At 69.9% G+C, this 26,297-nt stretch carries 22 protein-coding genes, 1 tRNA gene and 2 pseudogenes; 12 read left to right on the top strand and 13 right to left on the bottom strand.

Annotated elements, in window-relative coordinates:
• The first annotated feature begins 57 nt into the window (after positions 1–57).
• The 8 genes and pseudogenes from OG936_RS11410 (at position 58) to OG936_RS11375 (ending at position 6,854) form a co-directional block, all read left to right on the top strand.
• Positions 58–1,521: a GH1 family beta-glucosidase gene (locus OG936_RS11410; protein ID WP_406494345.1), complete on the top strand. Its 1,464-nt coding sequence runs from the start codon at positions 58–60 to the stop codon at positions 1,519–1,521.
• 270 nt (positions 1,522–1,791) lie between these two features.
• Positions 1,792–2,823, top strand: coding sequence for a LacI family DNA-binding transcriptional regulator (locus OG936_RS11405; RefSeq protein WP_266746341.1), 1,032 nt, complete (start codon positions 1,792–1,794; stop codon positions 2,821–2,823).
• Positions 2,824–3,234: 411 nt separating this feature from the next.
• Complete coding sequence (locus tag OG936_RS11400) at positions 3,235–3,417, top strand: hypothetical protein (RefSeq protein WP_406494344.1); 183 nt, start codon at positions 3,235–3,237, stop codon at positions 3,415–3,417.
• On the top strand, positions 3,414–4,172 hold the full coding sequence (locus tag OG936_RS11395) for an SDR family NAD(P)-dependent oxidoreductase (RefSeq protein WP_406494343.1): 759 nt from the start codon (positions 3,414–3,416) through the stop codon (positions 4,170–4,172). The genes OG936_RS11400 and OG936_RS11395 overlap by 4 nt, the downstream gene beginning before the upstream one ends.
• 18 nt (positions 4,173–4,190) lie before the next feature.
• Positions 4,191–4,586 (top strand): annotated as a pseudogene (locus OG936_RS11390) (hypothetical protein); the annotation flags it as partial.
• Positions 4,587–4,749: 163 nt separating this feature from the next.
• Positions 4,750–5,241: a hypothetical protein gene (locus OG936_RS11385; RefSeq protein ID WP_406494342.1), complete on the top strand. Its 492-nt coding sequence runs from the start codon at positions 4,750–4,752 to the stop codon at positions 5,239–5,241.
• Between the two features lie 97 nt (positions 5,242–5,338).
• Positions 5,339–6,070, top strand: coding sequence for an SDR family oxidoreductase (locus OG936_RS11380; RefSeq protein WP_406494340.1), 732 nt, complete (start codon positions 5,339–5,341; stop codon positions 6,068–6,070).
• Between the two features lie 445 nt (positions 6,071–6,515).
• A complete protein-coding gene (locus tag OG936_RS11375; RefSeq protein ID WP_406494338.1) occupies positions 6,516–6,854 on the top strand; it encodes a hypothetical protein in 339 nt (112 codons plus the stop codon).
• A 100-nt stretch (positions 6,855–6,954) separates the two neighbouring features.
• On the opposite strand, the gene OG936_RS11370 is transcribed toward OG936_RS11375, so the two are convergent.
• The 3 genes from OG936_RS11370 to OG936_RS11360 form a co-directional block, all read right to left on the bottom strand.
• A tRNA-His gene (locus OG936_RS11370) sits at positions 6,955–7,027 on the bottom strand.
• A gap of 127 nt (positions 7,028–7,154) precedes the next feature.
• The gene (gene orn / locus OG936_RS11365) at positions 7,155–7,757 is read right to left on the bottom strand and encodes an oligoribonuclease (RefSeq protein WP_383756645.1); all 603 of its coding nucleotides are present in this window, start codon (positions 7,755–7,757) and stop codon (positions 7,155–7,157) included.
• A 10-nt stretch (positions 7,758–7,767) separates the two neighbouring features.
• Complete coding sequence (locus OG936_RS11360) at positions 7,768–9,003, bottom strand: helix-turn-helix domain-containing protein (protein WP_406494336.1); 1,236 nt, start codon at positions 9,001–9,003, stop codon at positions 7,768–7,770.
• A 932-nt stretch (positions 9,004–9,935) separates the two neighbouring features.
• On the opposite strand from OG936_RS11360, the gene OG936_RS11355 reads away from it, so the two are divergent.
• Together OG936_RS11355 and OG936_RS11350 are read left to right on the top strand one after the other, a co-directional pair.
• A complete protein-coding gene (locus OG936_RS11355) occupies positions 9,936–10,457 on the top strand; it encodes a universal stress protein (RefSeq protein ID WP_383756641.1) in 522 nt (173 codons plus the stop codon).
• Positions 10,458–10,643: 186 nt separating this feature from the next.
• Positions 10,644–11,216, top strand: a complete 573-nt coding sequence (locus OG936_RS11350; protein ID WP_406494334.1) for an acetate uptake transporter — start codon at positions 10,644–10,646, stop codon at positions 11,214–11,216.
• Between the two features lie 115 nt (positions 11,217–11,331).
• Here OG936_RS11350 and glmS read toward each other — a convergent pair whose 3' ends face one another.
• Together glmS and OG936_RS11340 are read right to left on the bottom strand one after the other, a co-directional pair.
• Positions 11,332–13,161, bottom strand: coding sequence for a glutamine--fructose-6-phosphate transaminase (isomerizing) (gene glmS / locus OG936_RS11345; protein ID WP_406494332.1), 1,830 nt, complete (start codon positions 13,159–13,161; stop codon positions 11,332–11,334).
• Between the two features lie 43 nt (positions 13,162–13,204).
• A complete protein-coding gene (locus OG936_RS11340; protein WP_406494331.1) occupies positions 13,205–13,480 on the bottom strand; it encodes a hypothetical protein in 276 nt (91 codons plus the stop codon).
• 421 nt (positions 13,481–13,901) lie between these two features.
• On the opposite strand from OG936_RS11340, the gene OG936_RS11335 reads away from it, so the two are divergent.
• Positions 13,902–15,536, top strand: a complete 1,635-nt coding sequence (locus OG936_RS11335) for a beta-N-acetylhexosaminidase (RefSeq protein WP_406494329.1) — start codon at positions 13,902–13,904, stop codon at positions 15,534–15,536.
• A 56-nt stretch (positions 15,537–15,592) separates the two neighbouring features.
• Here the strand turns inward: OG936_RS11335 and OG936_RS11330 are convergent, their stop codons facing one another.
• The 8 genes and pseudogenes from OG936_RS11330 to OG936_RS11295 form a co-directional block, all read right to left on the bottom strand.
• On the bottom strand, positions 15,593–17,371 hold the full coding sequence (locus OG936_RS11330; protein ID WP_406494327.1) for an IucA/IucC family protein: 1,779 nt from the start codon (positions 17,369–17,371) through the stop codon (positions 15,593–15,595).
• Positions 17,371–17,994 carry a GNAT family N-acetyltransferase gene (locus tag OG936_RS11325; RefSeq protein ID WP_406494325.1) on the bottom strand — a complete coding sequence of 208 codons (624 nt, stop codon included), beginning with the start codon at positions 17,992–17,994 and terminating at the stop codon, positions 17,371–17,373. Before OG936_RS11325 ends, OG936_RS11330 begins: the two co-directional genes overlap by 1 nt.
• Positions 17,991–19,286, bottom strand: coding sequence for a lysine N(6)-hydroxylase/L-ornithine N(5)-oxygenase family protein (locus OG936_RS11320; RefSeq protein ID WP_406494323.1), 1,296 nt, complete (start codon positions 19,284–19,286; stop codon positions 17,991–17,993). The genes OG936_RS11325 and OG936_RS11320 overlap by 4 nt, the downstream gene beginning before the upstream one ends.
• On the bottom strand, positions 19,270–20,718 hold the full coding sequence (locus OG936_RS11315; protein ID WP_406500399.1) for a pyridoxal phosphate-dependent decarboxylase family protein: 1,449 nt from the start codon (positions 20,716–20,718) through the stop codon (positions 19,270–19,272). The genes OG936_RS11320 and OG936_RS11315 overlap by 17 nt, the downstream gene beginning before the upstream one ends.
• A gap of 246 nt (positions 20,719–20,964) precedes the next feature.
• Positions 20,965–21,819, bottom strand: coding sequence for a siderophore-interacting protein (locus tag OG936_RS11310; RefSeq protein WP_406494321.1), 855 nt, complete (start codon positions 21,817–21,819; stop codon positions 20,965–20,967).
• 109 nt (positions 21,820–21,928) lie between these two features.
• Positions 21,929–22,288 carry a hypothetical protein gene (locus tag OG936_RS11305; protein WP_406494320.1) on the bottom strand — a complete coding sequence of 120 codons (360 nt, stop codon included), beginning with the start codon at positions 22,286–22,288 and terminating at the stop codon, positions 21,929–21,931.
• Positions 22,285–22,727: pseudogene (locus tag OG936_RS11300) on the bottom strand (hypothetical protein). The gene OG936_RS11305 and the pseudogene OG936_RS11300 overlap by 4 nt, the downstream one beginning before the upstream one ends.
• A 112-nt stretch (positions 22,728–22,839) precedes the next feature.
• On the bottom strand, positions 22,840–24,813 hold the full coding sequence (locus OG936_RS11295; protein ID WP_406494318.1) for an Ig-like domain repeat protein: 1,974 nt from the start codon (positions 24,811–24,813) through the stop codon (positions 22,840–22,842).
• A 777-nt stretch (positions 24,814–25,590) separates the two neighbouring features.
• Between OG936_RS11295 and OG936_RS11290 the strand changes: the two genes are divergently transcribed.
• Complete coding sequence (locus tag OG936_RS11290; protein ID WP_406494316.1) at positions 25,591–26,274, top strand: GntR family transcriptional regulator; 684 nt, start codon at positions 25,591–25,593, stop codon at positions 26,272–26,274.
• The last annotated feature ends 23 nt before the right edge of the window (positions 26,275–26,297 follow it).

Raw genomic sequence — 26,297 nt, 5'->3', positions numbered from 1 at the left:
GCCCGGAGCCCCACCCCTTACCCGCCCCTGTTCGTCCACCCCTGGGAGCGCTCCCGCATGACTGCTGTACGACCCGACATCGCCCCGAAGCAGGCGCCCGAGGCGGCGGACTTCCCGACCGGTTTCGTCTGGGGGGCGGCCACCGCCGCCTACCAGGTCGAGGGCGCCGCGGCCGAGGACGGCCGCACCCCTTCCATCTGGGACACCTTCAGCCGCACTCCGGGCAAGGTCCGCAACGGTGACACCGGAGACATCGCCGCCGACCACTACCACCGCTACCGCGACGACGTGGCACTGATGAAGCAGCTCGGCCTGAAGGCCTACCGCTTCTCCGTCTCCTGGTCCCGGGTGCAGCCCACCGGCCGCGGCCCCGCCGTCGAACGCGGACTGGACTTCTACCGCAGGCTCGTCGACGAACTCCTCGAAGCGGGCATCGCACCCGTCGCCACCCTCTACCACTGGGACCTGCCCCAGGACCTGGAGGACGCCGGCGGCTGGCCCCAGCGGGTGACCGCCGAACGCTTCGCCGACTACGCCGCCATCATGGCCGACGCCCTCGGCGACCGGGTCGACACCTGGACGACCTTCAACGAGCCGTGGTGCTCGGCCTTCCTCGGTTACGGCTCAGGCGTGCACGCCCCCGGCCGCACCGAGCCGGTCGCCGCGCTGCGGGCCGCCCACCATCTCAACCTCGCCCATGGCCGGGCGATCGAGGTTCTGCGCACCCGACTCCCCGCTACCGCGCAGACCTCGGTCACCCTCAATCTCCACCAGGTCCGCCCGCTGACCGGCAGCGCGGCCGACGTGGACGCCGCCCGCCGGATCGACGCGGTGGGCAACCGGGTCTTCACCGGCCCGATGCTGCGCGGCGCGTACCCCGAGGACCTGATCGCCGACACCTCGCACCTGGTGGACTGGTCGAAGCTGGTCCAGGACGGCGACCTGGCCGCCATCTCCCGTCCGATCGACGTCCTCGGCGTCAACTACTACACGCCGACGCTGGTCTCCGCGCCCGAGGGCGGGTCCGGCGACTCGCGCGACGACGGCCACGGCAACAGCGACCACTCCCCGTGGCCCGGCTCCGAGCACGTCGCCTTCCACCTCGCCGAGGGCAAGAAGCGCACCGCGATGAACTGGGCGATCGACCCCGACGGGCTGTACAACCTGCTCATCGACGTCTCCCGGGACCACCCGGGCCTGCCGCTGATGGTCACCGAGAACGGCGCGGCCTTCGACGACTACGTCTCGCCCGAGGGCCTGGTGGAGGACCCCGAGCGGATCGAGTACCTGCGCGGCCACCTCGACGCCGTACAGCGGGCGGTGGCCGCCGGCGCGGACGTCCGCGGCTACTTCCTGTGGTCCCTGATGGACAACTTCGAGTGGGCGTACGGGTACTCGAAGCGGTTCGGCGCCGTCTACGTCGACTACGCCACCCAGCGCCGCATCCCCAAGGCGAGCGCCCACTGGTACGCCGACGTCATCCGCCGCCACGCACTGCCCCCGGCCACCGACCTCACCTGACTCCGTACCGCATCACCCGACTCCGTACGACCCCGAGCCCCGACTCCGTAGCACCCCCGAGACCCGGCCGCCCGGCGGCCGGGTCTCCGTTGTTTCCGCCCGTCCCCGGGCCCATGGGGCCCCGGGCCTGCGCACGCGCACCATGGGAGCGCTCCCATGGTGCGGAGAAGCCCGGACCGCCAGGTCCCGGTCGAGCGGCTGGGGATTCCCCCACCGGGACTTGGTTCGGTTATCCGACTGTGAGAAATTGACCGCGAACGGGAGGCAGCCATGACGGCAGCGCGAGTACGGAGCGGGGGGCGGCCCACGCTCGAAGAGGTCGCGGCACGGGCGGGGGTGGGGCGGGGCACGGCCTCGCGGGTCATCAACGGATCCCCGCGGGTCAGCGCGCACACTCGCGAGGCGGTGGAAGCGGCCGTCGCCGAGCTGGGGTACGTGCCCAATCGCGCGGCCCGCGCGCTCGCCGGCAACCGTACCGACGCCATAGCCCTGGTCGTGCCCGAGCCGGAGACCCGATTCTTCGCCGAGCCGTACTTCTCCGACATCGTCCGCGGCGTCGGCGCGGCGCTCGCCGACACCGACATGCAATTGCTGCTGACCCTCGTCGGCAGTGACCGCGAGCGCCGGCGGCTGGCGCAGTATCTGACCGCGCACCGCGTCGACGGCGTGCTGCTGGTCTCCGTCCACGCCGACGATCCGCTGCCCGACCTGCTGGAGCAGCTCGGCATGCCGGCCGTGATGAGCGGCCGCAGGTCCGCCGCCGAACCGCTCGCCTCGGTCGACTCCGACAACTTCGAGGGCGCCCGCGCCGCCGTCGACCACCTGATCTCCCGGGGCCGCCGCTCCATCGCGACGATCACCGGGCGCCTCGATGTCTACGGGGCGCGGCGCCGCCTCGACGGCTACCGCAAGGCGGTCTCCGCGGCCGGCCTGGGACCGGACGAGCAGCTGATCGCCCCCGCCGACTTCTCCGAGGAGGGCGGTGCGCAGGCCATGCGCGATCTGCTCGCACGCCGCCCCGATGTCGACGCGGTCTTCGCCGCCTCCGACGTCATGGCCGCGGGTGCCCGCCAGGTGCTCCGTGAGGCGGGCCGGCGCGTCCCGGACGATGTCGCCCTGATCGGCTTCGACGACTCGGCAGTGGCCCGGCACATGGACCCGCCGCTCACCAGCGTGCGCCAGCCGATCGAGGAGATGGGCCGCACGATGGCCCGCGTACTGCTGCAGGAGATCGCGGGCGAGAACCAGGAGCGCCCGCAGATCGTGCTCCCCACGGAACTGATCGTCCGCGACTCCTCGTGACGGCCGTCACGAGGAGTCGCCCGGTTCCTTTACGAGTCTGCCCGGTGGAGCCGCGAGCCCAGGCGGTGGCCCGGTGTCCGTGACGTCCGTGGTCCCGCACCCCGAGCCGCTCGACCGGACATCACGGCCCGGTTCCGGCCGACACCGTTCTCGCCGGTGGCGGTGAACCGAGACCTGTCGGCCAGTGGGGCAACGAGATCGAGAGCCGTCCTGTCCGATGGTGTGGGACATGCCGCTGGTGGCGTAATCAGAGCTTTGATCCGTTCGGGCGGGCCAGTCTGTGTGCGTTGATCACGTTCGTGTCAGGAGTCCGTGGGTGTACAGGCCGAGTGAGTGGGTCTGTGAGCGGATCCGCCGGGAGCGTCGGTTGGATCCGTCGGCGCCGGGTGGGCGTTGACCCAGGGGCACAAGGTGTCGCGGAACACGGTGGCGAAGGCGCTGCCCTCCCCGGTGCCCTCGAAGCGGAAGAGGCCGCCGCCCCGCACGAGCGTGCCGGAGCCGGCGATCCGCCCAGCACACCCCGGCATGGACGACGAACGGCTCCGGGCGGTCATGCCGACGGCCCACGATGATGAGCAGGAGTTGGGCCCGTGATTGGGGCAACCGGCAGGGTGGCATTGGTGACAGGGGCCAGCAGCGGAATCGGTGCAGCCACCGCGCGCCTTTTGGCCGCGCGAGGTATGCGCGTGGTGGTCAACTACCTCCATAGCGGCCCGGCAGCCGAGGACATCGTGGCCGGCATCGGGGCCGCAGGCGGCCAGGCCATGGCAGTGCAGGCCGACGTGCGTGAGGCAGCGGCGGTCGAGAGCATGATCGAGCAGGTCCACGCGGCATGGGGCGGCATCGACGTGCTCGTGCACAACGCGCTCACCCCGTATGCGGTCAAGCCGTTCCAGGACATGACGTGGGAAGAACTGGGTGGCAAGCTCGACGACGAGATGCGTGCGGCGTTCGCGGTCAGCAAAGCCGTCCTGCCCGCCATGACCGAACAGGGCTGGGGACGCATCATCTATCTCGGCACCGGCCTCAGCCGCCGGCCCCGGGAGGGCATGATCGCGCTGGGCACGGCCAAGGCCGCACTGACGCAGTTCGCCCGGTACCTCGCCCAGGAACTGGGCCCGCTGGGCATCACGGTCAACGTCGTCGAGCCCGGCCCGGTGGACGACACCCGCATGGCGGCGGATGTGTTCGACGAGGAGCACAAGCAGCGGCAGGTGGCCGCCACCCCCCTGGGCCGCCTGGCACACCCGGGCGACGTCGCTCAAGCGGTCGCCTTCTACGCCAGCGAGGACAACGCCTTCATGACCGGCACCACGGCCGCGGTCAACGGCGGGATGTCCATGTACTGATGACCCGTCCCCGGGCCCATGGGGCCATGTCGTCCCGGTCCGGCCGATGGCTGGACCGCATTCGGCACACCGCGACCTCATCACCACGGGCCGCACCGCCATGCGCCCGCGGCACGCGCGGGCGCATGGCGGTGGCACGATCAAGGAGAAAGGCTCATGTACACGATCGATCTCGCCTACGTCGGGCGGGGCCTGCACGAGGAACTGGTCGCCTACATCGCCGACCAGCAGGGCTACTACGCCGACGAGGGCGTCCACGTAGCGCTGCGCGACGGCTGCTCCTGGAACGAGGAGCGGCTGCGCCGCGGCGCCACCATCGGGCTCGGCCGGGCACTGCTTTCCCGGCTGGCCCATGGCGTTCCCTGGGTCGCACTCCACGTCAACACCAGCCGCCCGCTGTTCTGGTTCCTCGCCCGCCCCGGCCTGACCTCCCTGGCCGACCTGGCCGGCCGCCGGCTGGCGGTACACGCCCCCCCACACCGCACCCGGGTGCTTCGCCCGGATCGTCCTGCGCCGGGCCGGCCTCGACCCGGACCGCGACATCCACACCATCGTCCGCCCACCCGGCGACTACGGCATGGACCTGCGCCGGCTGCACGACGGCAGCATCGACGCCGCCCTGGTCGGCAGCACCATGGCACCGGAGGCGTTGGCCGCCGAGCACGGCTGGCAGGTGCCGGCCTGGGTCGGCGACCACTTCCGGATCCCCACCGTGGGTGTGGCCGTCGACCCCACCCACATCCGCCCGGACGACCCCGCGATCCAGGCCGTCGTACGAGCCCACCGGCGTGCCCTGCGGGTGATCCACAACGAACCCGACACCACGGTGCGGCACATGCAGACGTTCCTCGGCCGACACACCACAGACGAAGTCCGAGCCCACTACGAGACGTTCATCGCACCGTATTTCACCACCGACGGCCAAGCCGACCTCGCCGTCGGCGCCACCGCGATCACCTCGGTCGCCGCCGAACTCGGCGTCCCCGCCACCGTCACCGCAGCCGAGTTCTACCGCACCGCGACCACCACACCCCAGGAGCCCGGCGACGCCGGCGCCACCGTCGTCTAGTGCCCCTCCCGGCAAGCTTTGCCCCGTCGCGGCACTAGGCAGTCAGAGCCTCATGAGGTGTTTATGGGGCACCAGTCATCGAAAGAAGGCACATGCCATGAAGTTCGCAGTCATCGGCGGAACCGGGCTGATCGGGTCACGGGTCGTGGAGAACCTGAACGCGGCCGGGCACCGGGCCGTGCCGCACTCCCTGTCCACAGGCGTGGACATCATCACCGGCCAGGGGCTGGAGGCGGCCGTGGCGGGCGCCGACGTCGTCATCAACCTGACGAATTCCCCGACCTTCGACGACGCCTCGCTCGCCTTCTTCCAGACCTCGATGGACAACCTTCTCGCCGCGAGCAAGAAGGCCGGGGTCGGGCACTTCGTCATCCTCTCGATCGTCGGCGCGGACCAAGTGCCCGAACTGGACTACTACCGGGCGAAGGTGCTTCAGGAAGACATCCTCAAGGCCGGGCCGATCCCCTATTCCATTGTCCGCGCCACGCAGTTCATGGAGTTCATGGACGCGACCCTGTCCATGACCACCGACGGCGACACCGTCCGCCTGCCACGCACGCCCATCCAGCCGATCGCCGCCGCGGATGTCTCCGGCGTTGTCGCCGAAGTCGCCGCAGGCAGCCCTCTGAACGGCGTCGTCAACATCGCAGGCCCCGATGTCTACCCCCTCGACGAACTCGGCCGGCTCACCCTGACCGCCAGGAGCGACGGGCGCTCCGTCGTCACCGATGACACCGCCGGCATGTTCGCCGCCGTCCACGGCGATGCCCTCACCGCCCGAAACGATGCCCGCATCGCCCCCACCCACTACACCGACTGGCTCTCCTGAACCAGCCCCCTTCAGCGGAACCACCGGGTGAAGGGCGGACAGGACGGATCGCTCACCATGACAGACACAGCCGGGACACCTTCGGGTGTCCCGGCTGTGTCACGGACAGGGTGCTGCAGAACACGGAATCGGCATCCCCGCCCTTGCGGCTCGCTGTGGGACCGGGCGCCATCAGAACAGCGATCAGGGGCGTCCGAAGCGCACCCAGTACCTCAAGACGGCTCACGCAGAGACGCTCGAGGCCGCTGGGTCGGTCTCCTGCTCAACGCGCTCCCTCAGCGATCAGCCGGGTGATCTCCCGTGCCCGGGCAAAGTCAGGTCCGGCGCGAAGGCAAAAGTCCGGGATCTGCCGCGAAGGCAGAATCCTGGATCCGCTTCTCGACGCTGTCCATGCCGGTCCAAGGCCCCGCCCACCACCGCTCTGGTCAGCGGGGACGGGCGTGCCATGGCCGAGACCGAGCGCGACAGCAGCCGCGAAGCCACCCTCGAAGGACTCGACGCCGCCGCCCGCAAGGGCAAGGACGGTGTCCGCCCCCGTCATCACCGACGACATGCTGCCCCCCGTGCTCCGCCGCCGGGCGAACGGCGAGTCCGTCGAACAGATCCGCCCGAACCTGATCACCCCACCGGCAAGCGCAAGGGCCGGAACCCCGGCCTCGCCGGCAGCTACCGCGGGCTTGCCGAGCACGAGAAGCGCCAGGCGTACCCCGAAGCCGTCGCCCAGGCCCACGCCGACTTCGACGCCCTTCAGGCGGAAGAGATTCAGCAGCCTCAGTCACTCTGAGTCACTTGTCTCTTCGTCGTGGCTACGCGAGCGCAAGGCCGGTGAGGGAGGCTCAGATACGAGAAGGGCCCCGGTCATTGACCGGGGCCCTTCCCTTCAGGGTGAGTAACGGGACTCGAACCCGCGACATCCTGGACCACAACCAGGTGCTCTACCATCTGAGCTATACCCACCACGTCCGGTCTTTTTTCTGACCGGCCGAGAAAAAGTGTACAGGGTCCGAGCGGGTGCTCGCGCCCCCCTTGTTCAGCCGCTGATCCCAATCCCCGAAAGGCCTATGACCAGCGGCTTCACAGACTCCTACGGCGCGGGCGGCGCGACCCGTGCCGCGATCGTCCTGGCCTGCTCCGAGTCGGGCCCGGGCTGCGGCACGAAGATCGCCTCGCGGTAGTAGCGCAGTTCCGTGATCGAGTCACGGATGTCCGCGAGCGCCCGGTGGTTGCCGTTCTTGGCCGGACTGTTGAAGTACGCCTTCGGGTACCAGCGGCGCGCCAGCTCCTTGATCGAGGACACGTCGACGATCCGGTAGTGGAGGTACGTCTCCAGGGCCGACATGTCGCGCGCCAGGAAGCCGCGGTCGGTGGAGACCGAGTTTCCGCAGAGCGGGGCCCTGCCGGGCTCCTTCACATGTTCGCGGACGTAGGCCAGCACCTGGGCCTCGGCGTCGGCCAGGGTGGTGCCCCCGGCCAGCTCGTCGAGGAGGCCCGAGGCGGTGTGCATCTGGCGCACCACCTCGGGCATCGTCTCCAGGGCCGCGTCCGGCGGGCGGATCACGATGTCCACCCCTTCGCCGAGCACGTTCAACTCCGAGTCGGTGACCAGTGCGGCCACCTCGATGAGTGCGTCTTCCGCCAACGAGAGCCCGGTCATCTCGCAGTCGATCCACACCATGCGGTCGTTCATGGCCCCCAGCCTACGGGGCACTCCGTTGACCCGGCAGGGTCGGGCGCCCGGCGGTGTATGCGTCGGGGCCCGGTTTCCCGTGCTCCGGCTGCCCCGCCCCGACCGTCGCCGACGTGACGGCGTGCGGACCCGGCTGGGCGGCCGCGGGCGTGGCCCGCCGGCCCGCCGAGGCGCCCTGGGCGGGCACGAGCGGCTCGATCGCCGGCGCGAGGACCTCCGTGCCACCGCCCTGCGGGCGACGGGCCCGGTAGGCGGCCCGGTACGCGGCGGGGGAGGAGCCCAGCTGCCGCCGGAAGTGCCCGCGCAGCGCGACCGGCGAGCGGAAGCCGCAGCGGCCCGCGACCTCGTCGACCGAGTACTCGGACGTCTCCAGCAGCCGCTGCGCCTGCAGCACGCGCTGGGTGATCAGCCACTGGAGCGGTGCGCTGCCGGTGAGCGAGCGGAACCTGCGGTCGAAGGTCCGCCTGCTCATGTAGGCGCGCGCCGCCAGCGTCTCCACGTCGAACTGCTCGTGGAGATGCTCCAGCGCCCAGGCCACGACCTCGGCGAGCGGGTCGGAGCCGATCTCTTCAGGTAAAGACCTGTCGAGGTAGCGCTCCTGACCGCCACTGCGCCGCGGCGGTACGACGAGCCGGCGGGCCAGTGCCCCGGCGGCCTCCGTGCCGTGGTCCGTGCGGACTATGTGCAGGCAGAGATCGATCCCGGCTGCTGTTCCGGCCGAGGTGAGCACATCGCCGTCGTCGACGAAGAGCTCGCGCGGATCGACGTGGACCGACGGATAGCGCTTGGCCAGCGTCGGTGCGTACATCCAGTGCGTGGTCGCCGGGCGGCAGTCCAGCAGACCGGCAGCGGCGAGTACGAACGCCCCGGTGCACAGCCCGACGATGCGGGCCCCCTCTTCATGGGCGCGGCGCAGCGCGTCCAGTGCCTCTGCGGGCGGCGGGGAGGTGATCGAACGCCAGGCAGGCACCACGACGGTGCCGGCCCTGCTGATCGCCTCCAGCCCGTAGGGCGCGGCGAGTTCGAGTCCCCCGGTGGTCCGCAGCGGTCCTTCTTCCCCGCCGCAGACGAGGAGCCGGTAGCGCGGAACTCCCGCGTCCTGGCGGTCGATTCCGAACACGGAGAGCGGGATCGAGCTCTCGAAGATGGGGCCGCCGCTGAACAGCAGCACGGCGACGACTTCTCGTCGTCGTCGTCCACTGAGCTTCCGTACAGCCTCCGTTGCGGCGGCGGAGTCCTGGCTCATGACGCTAAGCCCCCCTCGGTGGTCACGTCTCCCTGGTCCTTACGGGCCTGTCGCTCCTGCACGTTTCCCCTCGGTCCTGCATGAGACCCCCGTCTACCCAAGATCGAATCTACTGCGTCCCGTGGTCCCGGCGTGACAAGTTCACCAACCGGCGTTATGTCGACAAGGCAACTTGGCGGGAAGCATTCGATCACGAAGGGTTTCACTCGGCGGCCGTGCAGGGAAGTGCGCCTCGCCTTGATGGCCCGTCCCCGTCGGGTGGAAGCGTACCGCGCGGTCTCTTCCTGCCTGGTGGCAAGGGGGTTGATCGGCCAATTCGGCAAGGAAACGACAGGGGTATGAAGTTGGCTGAAAATAGATGGTTGTGCATACGTGATTCAGTCATTGGACCGGCGCACAACCCCGATATGCGGTCGCTTCTTTGCGCCCCCTGGGCAGGCCGGGCGGCCGATCGTGCGGAATGGCGCGGCGCCCGCGGTGGCAGCCGGATCCCGACCGGTGGGTCGGTATCGGCCCGTCGCCCGGTGAAGGGGTCCGGGCGGGGCGGACGGGCCGGGGTGGACGCGGCGCGACTCCCGGGGGCGGATCGCCGGGCCGGCGGTCGATGGCGGAGTGGTGATCCCTCCCGGGGTGCGGCGGTTCCCGGCTGGGCGGAGGGGGTTACGGATCCGGCCCGGCCGGTCACGCGTCGGAGTCGCCCCGTCCCGCCGACGTCGATGTACGGCGCAACCGGCATTGCCATACGGGTCCGCCTCGGGCATGCTCCGTGAAACGTCGCACGCGCTTTGCGTGGGTCTGGGCAGTGGAGGAGTGGCGCCGTACCCTTGGGGGTAAGGGGTTGGGAAGATGATTCCCGGACACCGCAACACCGCCCGCTGACGCACCTTCCCCACGTCGCTCTCCTTACGAGGACTCTCTTCGCCGAGACACCGATGGCCGGTCACGAAATCCCCGAACCCGCCGACCGCAAGCAGGTAGCCGACCCCTCGTCGGGCCCGCAGGCGGCCGAAGAAACACGTCATTCCTGCGATCCCGCCTTCCGGCATGGGGTCGTCGTCGGCTTCGACGGCTCGACCTCCAGTGAGCGTGCCCTCGCATACGCCATCGGCATGGCCCGAAGATCGGGTTCGGGCCTGATCATCGTCCACGTCGCCAATCGGCTGCCGACCACCGTCTGGGCAGGCTGCGAGCCGCCCGTCTTCGTCGATGTGCCCGATCACCGCACCGAGGTGCTCGGCCTGGAGCTCGCCTGCGCGGACTACCTCACCGAGATTCCCTGGGTGCTCGTCGAGCGCGGCGGGGACATCTGCCACGAGCTGGAGGAGGTCGGCCGGGAGTACTCGGCCGACGCCATCGTCGTCGGCTCCACGCACGGCATCGTCGGCCGGATCTTCGGCTCGGTGGCGGGGCGTCTCGCGCGCCGCGCGCAGCGCCCGGTCGTCGTCATCCCCTGAGCGTTCTCCGTCCCGAAGGCCCCCGTCGTCACCCCTGTCACGGCAGCGGGCCCTCGCGGCCGACATGGCGTCAACTCGACTGTGGAAACCGGCAATCCATTGGTGCGCAGAGGTGGATTGTGCGCTTGTGAAGGGTACATAAGAGTCATCGGGAAGCAGGACCACTGCATGTGAAGGGAGCCCGCCGTGGACAATGACGTCTCTGCGGGAAGCACCAGCACCGCTACCCTCGGCCATCTCGCCCTGGGACTCACCCTGTTGGCGTTCGGTATCGGTCACACCGGGGTCGTGGACGGTGTGACGGCGGCCGACGCCGTCTCGCTCGCGCTCTATGTCGGCGGTATGGCCCTGTTCGTCGCCGGACTCCTGGAGTTCCGCGCGGGCAGCGGCTTCACCGGCACGGCCTTCGCCGGGCTCGGCGCCTTCTGGTTCACCTGGGGCACCGGCGCCGGCGCACACGTCTCCAGCCATGCGGCAGGGCTGTTCCTGCTGCTCTGGGCCCTGTTCGCGCTCAGCCTGACCCTCGGCGCGACCGGTGGCGGTCTGCTCGGTCGGGGGACGTACGGACTGCTGTTCCTGGCGCTCCTGCTCCTGGGCGTCGGGCAGTTCGCGGGCAGCGGGGGCCTGGCGAAGGCGGGCGGCTGGTTCGCCGCCGCGTCCGGCCTCGCCGCCTGGTACGGGGCCACGGCGGCCCTGGCCAACTGGCCCACCGCACTGCCGGGCCGCGCTGCCGGCCGGGGCGCGACAGCCACCGGCTAGTCGGGCACGGAAGGTCCGGCGACCGGGCCGGTGCCCGGGGCGGTCACCGGCCCGCACGGGAGCGGCCCCGTACCCGCGGTGGCGGTGGGTACGGGGCCGTTCTGCCGGACCGGGACTACTCGACGGTGACGGACTTCGCCAGGTTGCGGGGCTTGTCGATGTCGCGGCCCATGGCCAGGGCCGTGTGGTACGCGAAGAGTTGCAGCGGGATGCCCATCAGGATCGGGTCCAGCTCGTTCTCGTTCTTCGGCACGACGATGGTGTGGTCGGCCTTCTCCTGCACCTGGTGGGCGACGGCGAGGATGCGGCCGCTGCGGGCCTTGATCTCCTCCATCGCGGCGCGGTTCTTCTCCAGCAGATCGTCGTCCGGCACGATCGCGACCGTCGGCATCGCGGGCTCGATCAGCGCCAGCGGCCCGTGCTTCAACTCGGAGGCGGGGTACGCCTCGGCGTGGATGTACGAGACCTCCTTGAGCTTCAGCGAGGCCTCACGGGCGACGGGGTAGCCGCGCACCCGGCCGATGAACATCATCGACTTGGCGTCCGCGTACTCCGCGGCCATCTTCTTGATCTCGTCCTCGTTCGCCAGGATCTCGCTGATCTGGGCGGGCAGCCTGCGCAGCCCCTCGATGATCCGCTTGCCGTCGGCGACCGACAGGTCCCGGATCCGGCCCAGGTGCAGGGCGAGCAGCGCGAACGCGACGACCGTGTTGGTGAAGCACTTGGTGGAGACGACGCAGACCTCGGGGCCGGCGTGGACGTACGTGCCGCCGTCGGCCTCGCGGGCGATCGCCGAACCCACCACGTTGACGACGCCGAGCACCCGGGCGCCCTTGCGCTTGAGTTCCTGGACGGCGGCCAGCACGTCGTAGGTCTCACCGGACTGGGAGACCGCGACGTACAGGGTGTCCGGGTCCACGACCGGGTTGCGGTAGCGGAACTCGGAGGCGGGCTCGGCGTCCGCGGGGATACGGGCGAGCTCCTCGATCAGCTGCGCGCCGATCTGGCCCGCGTGGTACGAGGTGCCGCAGCCCAGGATCTTGATCCGGCGCACCCCGCGCGCCTCGCGGGCGTCCAGGTTCAGGCCGCCCAGGTGCACGGTGGCGAACCGGTCGTCGATCCGGCCGCGCAGCACCCGGTCGACGGCGTCGGCCTGCTCGGAGATCTCCTTGTGCATGTACGTGTCGTGGCCGCCCATGTCGTACGACTCGGCCTCCCACTCCACGGTGGTCGGCGTGGCCGTCGTGGACGAGCCCTCCGTGGTGTACGTACGGAATTCGTCGGCCTTGAGGGTGGCCATCTCGCCGTCGTCCAGAGTGACGACCTGGCGGGTGTGGGCGACCAGCGCGGCGACGTCCGAGGCGACGAACATCTCCTTCTCGCCGATGCCGAGGACGACCGGGGAGCCGTTGCGGGCGACCACGATGCGGTCGTTGAAGTCGGCGTGCAGGACGGCGATGCCGTACGTGCCCTCGACCGAGCGCAGCGCCTCGCGGACCTTCTCCTCCAGGGTGTCCGCCTGGGCGCGGGCGATCATGTGGACCAGCACCTCGGTGTCGGTCTCGGAGAGGAAGACGACACCGTCGGCGACGAGCTTCGCACGGAGCTCGGAGGCGTTGTCGATGATGCCGTTGTGGACGACGGCGACCTTGTTGTCGGCGTCCAGGTGCGGGTGCGCGTTCTCGTCGCTCGGGGCGCCGTGGGTGGCCCAGCGGGTGTGGGCTATACCGGTGGTGCCGGTGAAACGCTTGGGAACGCGGGCCTCCAGCTCGCGGACCCGGCCCTTCGCCTTGACCATCTTCAGGGCGGCGGGCTTCCCGGCCGCCGCCTTGCCGGTGATGACGATGCCCGCGGAGTCGTAACCCCGGTACTCCAGCCGCTGCAGCCCTTCCAGCAGCAGCGGAGCCACATCACGCTTCCCGATATATCCGACGATTCCGCACATAAAGTCTCTGCCCCTCCATCGACGTACCTGTGGTGCCCGTTGCTCAGCCGTAGACGATGCGGCGCAGCTGGCGGAGCGAAAGCTCCGGCGGCGCGACCGCCCGGTGCGGCAGTTCGGCCGCGATCCGCTCGAAGATCTCCGTGTTCACCAGGCCCCCGGACTGCAGTTCGCGGTGGCGGCGGCGGACGAATTCATCGGTCGTCTCGTCGAAGTACGCCAGCACGTCGAGGATCACCCGGGCGGCTTCACCGCGCTGGAGCGCGGTGCTGCGCACCAGGTGATCGATGAGGTCGTCATGCGACGGGCGGCGTTCGAGCACTCGTTGATATTGCTGTGGATTGGGCGCTTACGCAAGAATTCTGCCCGATATCGGGCAGGAGTGGGTGTGATGAGGCTCTCGGTCGGGTCCGGTTGAGGCGGTCGGTGCGGGTGTACCTACAGGCGTTCGAGGGAGCCGTCCACGGGCCCGGTGGGCACCTGCTCGATCGGCAGCGCGCTGCGCTCCGCCTCGGCGGAGTACTCCGCTACGCCACTGCGGTCCTTCTTCACGGCCGGCTGGTACGGATCCGAGGCGTCCTTTCCGGAGGCGGTGCCCGTCGGCGCCCGGAGCGGGACGATTCCCTCAGCCGCATAAGGGGAAGTGGTCTACACCTTGACCATGCGTGAGACAGGCGATACGCATGGTGATGGTTCGGTCAGGAGATTCCACAGGTGTGAACCCGTCGAAAGGGACCCGGCTTGTGAGACTGCACAGGACACAGCGCACCACCCTCCCCCGTCTGCTCGGCTCGCTGCTGCTCGTCACGGCGGCCGGTATCGCCGGCATCGGCGCGGCGCCGGACGGCAACGCGGCGAGTCACGGCCCGTTCGCCGCCCCCTCGCCCCGCCCGCTCGGGCAGATAGTGCCCGCCCCCGCCGAGGTGAAGCCCGGCGGCGCCCCGTACAGCATCACGGCGAACACCAGGATCCGTGTCGAGGACGACTCCCGCGAGGCCCGGCAGGTCGGCGACTACCTGGCGGGCGTGCTCCGCCCCTCCACCGGCTACGCCCTGCCGGTCACCGGCCGCGGCGGCGACGGCATCCGGCTCCGGCTCGACCCGAACGGCAGCGGATCCGGCGCCGAGGGCTACACCCTGAAGTCGAACCCCGGCGCCGTCACCATCACCGCGCGCGGCCCGGCAGGGCTCTTCCACGGCGTCCAGACGCTCCGTCAGCTGCTCCCGGCGGATGTGGAGAAGAACAGCCGCCAGAAGGGCCCGTGGAAGGTCGCGGGCGGCACGGTCGAGGACGCGCCCCGCTACGCGTACCGCAGCGCCATGCTGGACGTGTCCCGGCACTTCTTCTCCGTCACCGAGGTCAAGCGCTACATCGACCAGCTCGCCCTCTACAAGATGAACAAGCTCCACCTGCATCTCTCCGACGACCAGGGCTGGCGAATCGCCATCGACTCCTGGCCGCGCCTCGCCACGTACGGCGGGCAGACGGAGGTCGGCGGCGGCACCGGCGGCTCCTACACGAAGAGCGACTACAAGGAGATCGTCCGCTACGCCTCCTCCCGCTATCTGGAGGTCGTGCCGGAGATCGACATGCCCGGCCACACCAACGCGGCGCTCGCCTCGTACGCGGAGCTGAACTGCGACGGCGTCGCGCCGCCGCTCTACACCGGCACCGCCGTCGGCTTCAGTTCGCTCTGCGTCCCGAAGGCCATCACGTACGACTTCGTCGACGACGTCGTCCGTGAACTGGCCGAGCTCACCCCCGGCAAGTACCTTCACATCGGCGGCGACGAGGCGCACTCCACCAGCCACGCGGACTACGTGACCTTCATGAACAAGGCGCAGGCCGTCGTCGCCGAGCACGGCAAGATCGTGATCGGCTGGCACCAGCTGACCGGGGCCACGCCCGTCGAGGGCGCGGTCGCCCAGTACTGGGGTTACGACCGGACGGGCGCGGCCGAGCGCAAGCAGGTGGCGGACGCCGCCGCGAACGGCACGAAGCTGGTGCTGTCCCCGGCCGACCGGAGCTACCTCGACATGAAGTACGACAAGGACACCGAGCTGGGCCTGGCCTGGGCCGGTTACGTCTCCGTCCAGCGCAGTTACGACTGGGATCCGGCGGCGTACCTGGACGGCGCCCCGGCGGGCTCCGTCCTCGGCGTCGAGGCGCCGCTCTGGTCGGAGACCCTGACCAACAGCGACGAGATCGAGCAGATGGCGTTCCCGAGGCTGCCCGGCGTCGCGGAGCTCGGGTGGTCGCCCGCGGCCACGCACGACTGGGACGCGTACAAGGTGCGGCTCGGCGCGCAGGGGCCGAGGTTCTCCGCGCTCGGCATCAACTACTACCGCGCGCCGCAGGTTCCCTGGGCCGCGGAGTGAGCTGACCGGGGCCGTACCGCGACCGTGGTGTTCCCGGTCGCGGTACGGCCCCGGCCTCAGGCCCGCCCCGCGATCGGGTTCTTCAGCCTGCCGACCAGCTGCAGCGCCCCCGACGGATCGGTGAGATCGACCATCTGCTCGTTGTTCCGCAGCTGCAGCCGGTTCAGGCAGGACAGCGCGAACTCCTCCGTGAACATGTCGTACTGCTCGAACTTCCCGGAGAGGTACGGCACCGAGTCCTGGTACCCGGTGACGCAGTCCGAGACCGTCCGCCAGAACGTCTCCTCTCCGAGGACGCCCTCGCTCGCCAGGCCGGCGCCCAGGAAGCGCAGGAAGCAGTCGAAGACGTCGGTGAGGACGGAGAGCAGCTTCATGTCCTCGGGGACCTCGGCCCGGATCCGCTCGACCCGCGGCGGCAGCACCGCGTCCGGGTCCATGACGGCGATCTCCTCGGCGATGTCCTTGAAGACCGTGCGCCGTACGACCCCGTCCTCGACGACGAGGATGACGTTCTCACCGTGCGGCATGAACACCAGGTCGTAGGCGTAGAAGCTGTGCAGCACCGGCACCAGGTACGCGTCGAGGTAGTGGCGCAGCCACACCGCGGGCTCCAGCCCCGACTCGGCGATCAGCGCCGCGGCCACGGAGCCGCCCTCGTGGTCGGTGTGGAGCAGCGAGGCCATGGTCGCGACCCGTTCGCCGGGGGCGAGGCCCGGGACGGGGCTCTCCCGCCACAGCGCCGCGAGCATCTTCAGGTACGGGGAGCCCTTGGCGGTGGCCGCCTCGTACGTCCGGTGGTGGTAGCCGACGGCCGCCCGCTCCCGGATGATCGAGAAGCGGGCTGTCCGCAGCACCTCGTCGCCCTCGATCAGCCCGGCCAGCCAGTCGTTGATCGCCGGCGTGGCCTCCATGTACGCGGCGGAGAGGCCGCGCATGAAGCCCATGTTGAGGACGGACAGCGCCGTTTTGACGTAATGCCGGTCCGGGGCGCTGGTGTTGAAGAACGTACGGATGGACTGCTGCGCGAGGTACGTGTCCTCGCCCTCGCCGAGGCAGACCAGATGCCGCTGCGCGAGCTCCCCGGCGAAGGTGACGGCCAGCTTGTTCCACCACTGCCAGGGGTGGACGGGGATCAGCAGGTAGTCGTCGAGGTCGAGCCCGAGTCCGCTCATCGTGGCCGCGAACCGGGTCCGGGTCTCCTCGCCCAACTCGCCTTCCATCAGGGTCTCGTAGTCGAGACCGGCGCCCGCGGTGAAGGTGGCGCGGTCGCGGCGGGCGGCGAGCCAGACGAGCCGGATCCCGGACGCGGCCTCGGGGGCGTACGCCCGGTACTCGTCCACGCCGAAGCCGAGCCGCCCATTGTTGGCGACGAAGCAGGGATGGCCCTCGGTCATGCCGGTCTCGATCGCCTGGAACCCGGCCCGGACCAGCTCGGCGGAGGTGACGGGCGGCTTGGTCAGCTTGAACGCGGTACCGGCCAGCGTGGCGGAGATCTCCTCCAGATAGACGGGCAGGATCTCCGCCGAGAGGCCCAGCGTGGAGCGCAGCTCCACGAAGAACTCGGCCGCGTCCAAGGGGAGTTCGGAGCCGTGCCGATGGCGGGTGATCGAGTCGGCCTCGACCTGCCAGTGGTCGAGGGCGAAGAGCCGGGCGGTGAAGCGGTACTCGGTCGACGCGTCGTCGCCGCGCACCGCGTAGCGGTCGTCGCCGAGCGGCGCCGGGACCAGCAGCCGCTCGTGGCTGAACTCGGCGAGCGCCTTGCGGATCAGCAGCCGGTTGGCGTTGGCCCAGCGCTCGGGGGCGAGGTGGGCGGCGCTTTCGATGGTGGCGGACATCAGGCACTGCCCCCGGTCGCTGCGGCGAACTGTTCCCGGGTGCAGGCGCTGAGCAGGGCGTTCTTCTCCGGTTTGGCTATCTCGCCCAGCACCTCGAAGCCGACCGCCTTGTTGAGCGCGTGCACCGCGGTGTTGCGTACGTCGGGTTCGACGACGACCCGGCGTACGGACGGGTCGGCGAACAGCGCCTCCAGCACGGTGGTGATCACGGCGAGCGTGAAGCCGTGCAGCGGGGTGTCGGCCGGGGCGACCAGGAAGTGCATCCCGATGTCGCCGGGCTCGGCCTCGTACAGCCCCTTGAGTTCGACCTCGGCGGGGTCGTACCGCTCCATCAGGAAGGCGGGCTCCCCGTCGTACAGCCCGATGAAGGCGTCGTGGTGCGGGTGGGCGGCGATCGCCAGGTACTCCCGCTCGACGTCCTGGAGTTTCGCGTCGCTCATCAGCCAGAAGGCGGCCTTGGGGTGGGTGACCCAGCCGTGCACCAGCTCGGCGTCGGAAAGGGGTTCTCCCCTGCGCAATGGGGTCTCCCCTGCTCGAGTGCAGTCGAGAGCTCGGGGAAGAAGTTGAGAGCTTGGGGAAGGGTCCAGCGGGCGGATGGTGAAGGTGCCGAGGGCGGCGGTCATACGGCGAACTCCTGGAAGGCGATGGACTTCTCGACGGGGTAGTACTCACGGCCGAGCAGTTCGCCGATGATGTACGCGTTGCGGTAGGCACCCATGCCGAGGTCGGGCGAGGTGACCGAGTGGGTGTGCGTGCCCGCGTTCTGCAGGAAGACGCCGTGCCCGGTGGTGTCGATGGAGTAGTTGCGGGCCACGTCGAAGCGTCCCCGGCCGTCGTGGCGCAGCCGGTCGGCGATCGGCTGCAGAAAGGCGGGCGCGGTGTACCGGTATCCGGTGGCGAGGATCAGGCCCTCGGTGGTGAGGGTGTAGTCCTTGGCCTGTTCGTCCTGGTGCAGCCCCAGCGTGTACGTACCGCTGCCCTCCTCGTAACGGGCGCTTGTCAGCGAGGAGTTGGTGAGGAGCCGGGTCGGGACGGGGCCGGGCAGGTTCTTCTGGTAGAGCAGGTCGAAGATCGCGTCGATCAGCTCGCCGTCGATGCCCTTGAAGAGGGCCTTCTGCCCGGATTCGAGCCGGTAGCGGGTCTCCTCGGGCAGGGCGTGGAAGTAGTCGACGTACTCCGGGGAGGTCATCTCCAGCGTCAGCTTGGTGTACTCCAGCGGGAAGAACCGCGGTGAGCGCGTCACCCAGTTCAGCCGGTAGCCGTGCACATCGATCTCGGAGAGCAGGTCGTAGTAGATCTCGGCCGCGCTCTGCCCGCTGCCGACGAGGGTGATGGACTTCTTCGACTGGAGGGCCGCCTTCCCTTCCAGGTAACGGGAGTTGTGTAGCAGGTCGCCGCCCAGTTGCCGGCAGGCGTCCGGGATGTACGGGGAGGTGCCGGTGCCCAGTACGAGCCGCGGGGCCCGAAAGACGCCACCGCCGGCGGTGCGGACGGTGTAGAGCCCGGCGCCCTCGTCGTACGTGACCGACTCGACCGTCTCGTCGAAGCGGACGCTGCTCAGCCCGGCGGCGGCCCAGCGGCAGTAGTCGTTGTACTCGGTCCGCAGCGGGTAGAAGTTCTCCCGGATGTAGAAGGAGTACAGCCGCCCGCGTTCCTTCAGATAGTTCAGGAAGGAGTACGGCGAGGTCGGGTCGGCCATCGTGACCAGGTCCGACATGAACGGCGTCTGCAGATGGGCCCCTTCGAGGAACATCCCGGAGTGCCAGTCGAAGTCCGGCTTCGACTCCAGGAACACCCCGTTCAGCTCGTCGATCGGCTCGGTCAGGCAGGCGAGTCCGAGATTGAACGGGCCGAGCCCGATCCCGATGAAGTCGTGGGCGGCCCGCGGATCGCGGGGTTCAGGAAGCGCGGTCAAGGGAGTCTCCCAGGTACTGCTCGGCGTGGCCGGAGATCAGGTCGAGTACCGCGGCGATGTCCTGCGCGGTCGTTTCGGGGTTGAGCAGGGTGAACTTCAGGTACTGGCGCCCGTCGACCTTCGTGCCGGCGACGACGGCCTCACCGGAGGCGAAGAGCGCCTTGCGGGCATGGAGATTGGCCCGGTCGATCTCGGTGGGCGAGGTGATGCCTGACGGGATGCAGCGGAACACCAGCGTGGACAGCCGGGGTTCGACGACGACGTCGAAGCGCGGGTCGGCGGCGAGCAGCCGCCAGCCCTCGGCGGCCAGGTCGCAGACCTCGTCGAAGAGCCGGCCGACACCGTCCGCGCCCATGACGCGCAGCGTCATCCACAGTTTCAGGGCGTCGAACCTGCGGGTGGTCTGCAGCGACTTGTCCACCTGGTTGGGGATGCGTTCGGCGGCCATCCGCTGCGGGTTGAGGTACTCGGCGTGGTACGTGGCATGGCGCAGTGTGGCCCGGTCGCGCACCAGCACGGCGGACGAACTCACCGGCTGGAAGAAGGACTTGTGGTAGTCCACGGTGACCGAGTCGGCGTGTTCGATGCCGTCGAGGAGGTGCCGGCGGTCGAGCGAGGCCAGCAGGCCGCAGCCGTACGCGGCGTCGACGTGCAGCCAGGTGGAGAACCGTCGGCAGATCGCGGCGATCTCGGGCAGCGGATCGATGGAACCGAAGTCGGTGGTGCCCGCCGTGGCGACGACCGCCATCGGGACGGCGCCCTCGGCGACGCACTGCTCCAGGGCACGGGCCAGCGCCACCGTCCGCATGCGCTTGTCCTGGTCGACCGGGACGGGGACGACCGAGTCCGGCCCGAGGCCGAGGAGTTTCGCGGATTTCTGCACGCTGAAGTGGCTGCATTCGGAGGTGAGGATGCGCAGCCGGGTGAAGTGGTGCGAAGGCGTCTTGGCCTCTTCCCGGGCCAGCAGCAGGGCCTGGAGGTTGGACTGCGTACCGCCGCTGGTGAAGATGCCGTCCGCGGCCGGTCCGAGCCCGATCCGGGCGGCGGTCCAGTCGATCAGCCGGCGCTCGATCAGGGTGCCGCCGGCGCTCTGGTCCCAGGTGTCCAGGGAGGAGTTGACAGCCGAGAGAACGGCTTCGCCGAGGACGGCGGGGATGACGACCGGGCAGTTGAGGTGGCCCAGATAGCGGGGGTGGTGGAAGTAGACCGCGTCACGGAGATAGACGCGGTCGAGCTCGTCGAGGGCGGCGGACGCGTCGCCCAGCGGCCGGTCCAGATCGATCGCGTCGACAACGGGGGAGAGCTCGTCGACGCGGACTCCGGTGAACGGCCGGTCCGTGGTGGCGAGTGTGGCTGCGACCCGTTCGACTCCTGCGGTCACGGAGCGCCGGTAGCGCTCCGCGGTCGTGCCGTTGAGCAGGTGCGAACGCATGAAGGGGTCCTCCCGGATGCGGGGAAACTTCATCGGCCCTCATCAGGACAGGAGTTGGGGGCAAGGGTCCGATGTCAAAGTAAGGTTAGCCTAACCTAACTTTCATGTGGACCCTCGCCCCGAAGGTGCGAAAGTTTTCTCATTCGCGCGTGCGGAGTGGCGGCTTCCGGCCTGTCGGCCGATGTCGTCCGGTGCCTGCCGCCTCCCGCCTGCCGCCTGCTGCGTGCTCGTCCGTCTGCGCGCCGCCTACGCGTCCGCGCGGGACGGCGGTGCCTCGCGCAGTTGCTCCTCGCTCAACCCGCGCCGCCAGTACCCGGCGAACGTCACGCGCCTGCGGTCGATGTGGCGTTCCTGCACGAGGTGCCGGCGCAGCGCCCGTACCTGCGACGACTCGCCCGCGATCCAGGCGTACGGCATCCCCTCGGGCAACTCGGCCGCCCGGACGGCCTCCAGGGAGGTGGGCGCCCCCTCGTCCCTTACGAGCCAGGTGATCCGGGCCTTGGCGGCGGTGTCGAGGGCCTGGCGGTCCTCGGTGTGCTGGACCTCCAGCCAGACCCGCGCCTTCAGGCCGGCCGGCAGCCACTCCAGGGCGGCCGACGCGGCGGGCAGTGCGGTCTCGTCGGCCCAGATCAGCACCCAGTCGGTGTCCTGCGGAGGGCGGAAGCGGACGGCGGTGTTGTCCTCGACGGCCGGGCCCAGCGCCTTGAGCCGGTCGCCGGGGGAGACGCCCGCGGCCCAGCGGCAGGCGGGCCCGCCGTCCTCGTGCAGCGCGAAGTCGATGTCGACCTCGCTCGCCCCGTCGGGTGTACGGCGTTGGGTGCGCACGGTGTACGAGCGCATGACGGCCCGTACGTTGTCCGGAAGTGCGCGCCAGGCGGCGAACCAGTTGCCGTCCGCATCGACCGGAACGACTGGTTCCGGCTGGCCGGGGTGCGGCAGGAACAGCGACAGGCTCTGGTCGCGTCCTCCGGCGGCGAAGCCGTCGAGTCCCGGGCCGCCGAAGGTGACCCGGAGCATCGAGGGCCCGAGCCGCCGGGTCCGCAGAACGGTCAGATCGAAGAACCGGAAGGGGGTGATGGGGGGTGCGACGGACGTCGTCATGCGGGGGGTCCTCCCAGGAACCGGAAGCGAAGCCGGGAACAGACCACCGGCATGCCGGGAGGAAGGTTAGCCTAACCTCATCGAACATTCGAGGGTTCCCTCCGGCCGCTCACCAGACCAGGACCCCGCCGCCCACCGCCCGGGCCCGCAGGGCGGCGCGGGTGATGTTGGCGAGCCGGACCACCACGTAGTCCCGCCAGTGGCCACCGCCTCCGGCGAGCGTCGAGGCGTTCCGGTGCAGCAGTTCGCACTCGGCGAGGAAGTCGTCGACGTCCTCCGGCTCCACGTACAGATCGCCGGTGGCCAGCTCCGGGAGGAACCGGGCGCCGAGCGCCCGCGCGGCGTCCGATCCCCACAACGTGGTCCGGCAGACCTCTGTCCCGGCCATGTCGCTGCCGTCCTCGGGGTCGTCGAGCAGACGCGATCGGCCGTGCTCGTCGTAGACGAAGGTGTGCACCAACAGCGTCACGCCCCGAACTCCTCCCGGCAGCCGTCGAATCCCTCGACCGTCACCTCGACGACCCGGTACTCCTCCCAGCGGGCCCGGTCCAGCCGCAGCCGTTGCAGAGTGACGGGCACGCCCCGTACCCCGGCGACTTCCATGCCGTCCGGCAGATATCCGAGTCGGCGTGAGACGCCCAGCGAGCGCGGGTTGTCGGTCATGGCTGCCGAGACCGCGGTCCGGGCCCCGAGTCCGGCGAAGGCGAGATGCAGGGCGGCACGGCCTTTCCACGCTCGGCGGGCGACGCGTCGGTCCAGGGGGCCGTGAACGGCATATCGGCCGGCGGGTGCACCCCGTCGACGGCCACCGACGCGAGGTCGTCCAGCAACTCCAGTTCCGGAAGCCGGAGTTCCAGACGCGGTGTGCGGAGGCGGAGCCCGTACAGGGGCCAGTGGTGCGGCTGCATGTACGGACTCTGCCGAAAGGGGCTGCGCGCTGTCGAACGAATTGCACCCCGACCGTGCAGAAGGGCCCCCGCCGGGGCCCTTCTCCGTCACGCGGCAGTGGTGTGCTGTTCCCTACTTCGTGAAGTACAGGTACTTCCACGCGCCGTGCGTCGTCGAGTTCACGTTGTCACCCGAGGAGCCCTTGACGTACGAGGAGCGCATCCGGGCGCGGATGCCGGACTGGCCAGGGGCTTCGAGGCGGACCACGGACTTGCCGTCGGTGCCCAGCGCGAAGTACTCGGGGTCCGCGTCGTACCACTTGCCCTGGAAGTAGACCTGGAGCCCGAAGCGCTGCTGGCGGCCCTTGTAGTACGTCATCGACGTAGTGAGGACCGGGTCGGTGTTCTTGTGGAACCAGTAGTACGTCGTGGAACCGATCTTGCCTGTCTTGTACTGCTTGGAGACGGAGGTGGAGACCTTCACCTTGGCATACGCGGTCGACTTCACGGTCTTGGAACCCGAGCGGGCATCGCCCGCGTAGACCGCGGTGACCGCGGTGTTACGGGTCATGCTCACGGTGACCGACAGGTTGCCCTTGGAGTTGACCTTGCCCTTCTTCAGCAGCTTCTTGGGCTTGTCGGCGCCGAAGGGATCGGCCCAGATCTCGACGGTGCGGTTCTTGTACGTCTTGCCGAGGTGGGCGGTGAACGAGACCTGGGCGCCGTAGGAGTAGGTGCCGCCGTTGTGGTTGAGCGTGAGGGCGGTGGCGGTGCGCGAGACGGCGACCGTGTCCTTGCCCGATGCGGGCGCGTGCGTGGCGTCGCCCGCGTACGTCGCCGTGTAGGTGACGTTGCCGCCGGCGGGCGGGGTGTCGCTGAAGGAGAACGCACCGGACGAACCGACCGTCTTCGTGCCGAGCGACTTGCCCTTGGGGGAGTCGATATCGGTCCGGGTGACGGTGACCTTGGAGCCCGAGGGGAAGGACTTGCCGGAGGTCAGTTTGCCGGTGACGTCGAGCTTCTTGGCGCGGGTCGCCTTGGCAGGCGCGGAGACGGTGGCCTTGACCGGGTAGCGGGTGGCGTCGTCGAGGACCCGCAGGGACGGCCCGCCGTAGCCGTTGGCGAGGGCGAACAGCTTGGTCCCGTCGGGGGCCCACGCCAGTCCTCGCGAGGTGATGGTGTCGCCGCCCGGCGTGCCCTGGTCGTACGTGTACGTGCGGTACGGCGTCGTCGCGCCGGGCTTGTAGATGTAGATGTCCGTGTCGTACCAGCTGTAGGTGGACAGGGCGACCGTGCCGTCCGGGGCGATCGCGGCCGAGTTGGGATGGTCCGCCTTGGTCGGATAGCCGCCGGTACGGGTGAGGTCGTCGGTGTTGATCGCGGTCGCCGCGTAGGGGGACTCGCCCGAGGCGGCGACGATCTTCTTGCCGTCGGCGCTGAGTGCGAAGTCGTCCATGTAGTTCGCGGCCTCGGACGGCATGCCCTCCTTGCGCAGGACGGGGGTGCTCGTCGACACGTCGTACACGGCCAGTCCGGACCAGGTGCCGTGGACGCCGAGCACCAGGGTGTTCCCGGTGGACTCCAGCTCGGGGGCGTCGTACCAGCCGATGCCGGGGAGCTGGTCGAGGGCGACCTCCGGGCTGCTCTGCGCGGGGTCGAACGAGCCCAGGTGGTGCGAAGGCTGCTCGCCGTACATGAACCAGACCCGCCCGCCCGCCACCGCCAGCGTCTGGGGCCGGGTGTTCTCGCCGGTGCCGTACTGCGCGGCGGCCGTCGAGGTGGTCGTCTCGATGGCCACGACGGCGTCGCTGCCCGGGACGGCCGCGTAGACGGAACGGGAGTCGGGCGCGATCGCCAGATCCTGTACGCCAGGGAGATTCGGGACGGTCGTCACGACCTTGCCCGCGTAGTCGGTGACGACGACCTTGTTGCCGCTCGGATCGCTGATGTAGACCCGCTTGTGTACACCGTCCACGGCGATGTCGCCGTACGAGGAGATCGGCAGGGCCTTGCTGGAGTCGGCCATGGCCGACCCCGTGGTGCCGACGGCCAGCGCCGTCGAGCTGAAGAGGACCGCGAGCGCGGTCGACACGGTGCGCGTGCGCACGTTGATGTACCCCCACAGTGAAACCCGGTGGATGGGCCGGGTGACGAGGCGGGCCGCGCGGCATCCGGACACCGTTATGTGAAGACGGTGTGCGGGGCGCGGCCGTTGTTGTGAAGGGTATGTCATGGCGGTGACAGGCGGAAGCGGATATGCGCGCGGGGCCGGGGGAACCGCGCCGGACGAACTCCGCGGCGGAGCCGCGTTGTTCCCGGGACGCCGGACTCAGTGCCCCGTCTCCGCGCCGCCCGCGACGAGCCGGCTCGCGACAGGCTCTGGTCACGGCCCCCGGCGGCGAGGCCGTCGAGCCCTGGTCCGCCGAAGGTGACCCGGAGCATCGAGGGCCCCAGTCGCCGGGCCCGCAGGACGGTCAGGGCGAAGAACCGGAAGGGGGCGATGGGCGGTGTGGCGGACGTCGTCATGCGGGGGTTCCTCCCCGGAACCGGAAGCGAAGCCAGGAACCGGTCGCCGGTACGTTCAAAGGAAGGTTAGCCTAACCTTATTGGGTATGTGGGGGTGTGTCCGCGCAGCGGCCCTTCACCGGACGAGGACCCCGCCGCCCACGGCCCGGGCGCGCAGGGCGGCTGCGGTGATGTCGGCGAGCCGGGCGGTCACGTAGTCCTCCCCGTAACCGCTGTGCGCGCCGAGCTCCGCCGTATGTCCGCGCAGCAGCTCGCACTCGGCGAGGAGGTCCTCGATGCCCTCCGACCGCTTGACGCGGTGTGCCGCAGCGCTGCGTGGCTATTGACATGCGGCAATACGTAGTACGCAATATATTGCATGCCGATCCCTCAAGGCGAGACCTCGCCGCCCCGTGACCTGTTGCGAGACCACGTGTTCCGTCGGCTGCGCGATGCGATCGTCGACGGGACGCTGGAGCCCGGCGAGCAGGTGCGCGACGGTGAGCTCGCCGGCTGGCTCGGTGTCAGTCGCACCCCCGTGCGCGAGGCACTTCTGCGTCTGGGCCAAGCCGGCCTGGTTGTCGCCGCACCAGGCCGATCCACCACCGTCAGCACGCTGGACGTGCGCGTGACCCGCAACGCACAGTCGGTGGTCGCGGCCATGCATCGACTCGCGGTCCGCGAGGCCGTGAGTCAGATGACCGAGGAGGACTTCGCGCGGATGCGAAGCGCCAACGAGCGATTCGACGCCGCGCTCCGGCGCGGTGACGTCGACGCTGCGCTCGCCGCCGACGACGAGCTCCACGCGGTGACCGTCGAGGCCGCGGGGAACGACGCGGTCAAGACCGTGCTGGAGCAGTTCACGCCGGTGCTCCGCCGGGTCGAGCGACTCCGCTTCTCGTCGGTCACCGGTCGCGGGTCGGTGGCTCTGCACCGCAAGCTCATCGACTTGTGCGCGGCCGGTGATGCCGAGGCTGCCGCGGACGTCTCCTTCGACACCTGGCAGACCCTGGAGCCGCTGCTGGAGATGTCCGGCACGGAGCAATCCGACGAGGTCGGCTGACCGACCAGGCCGGCTGACCGACC

It is taken from the genome of Streptomyces sp. NBC_00846, assembly GCF_045207325.1.
Lineage (GTDB): Bacteria > Actinomycetota > Actinomycetes > Streptomycetales > Streptomycetaceae > Streptomyces.
Note: the sequence above shows the minus strand (reverse complement) of the source record. Positions and strands in the feature narration are given on the sequence as shown.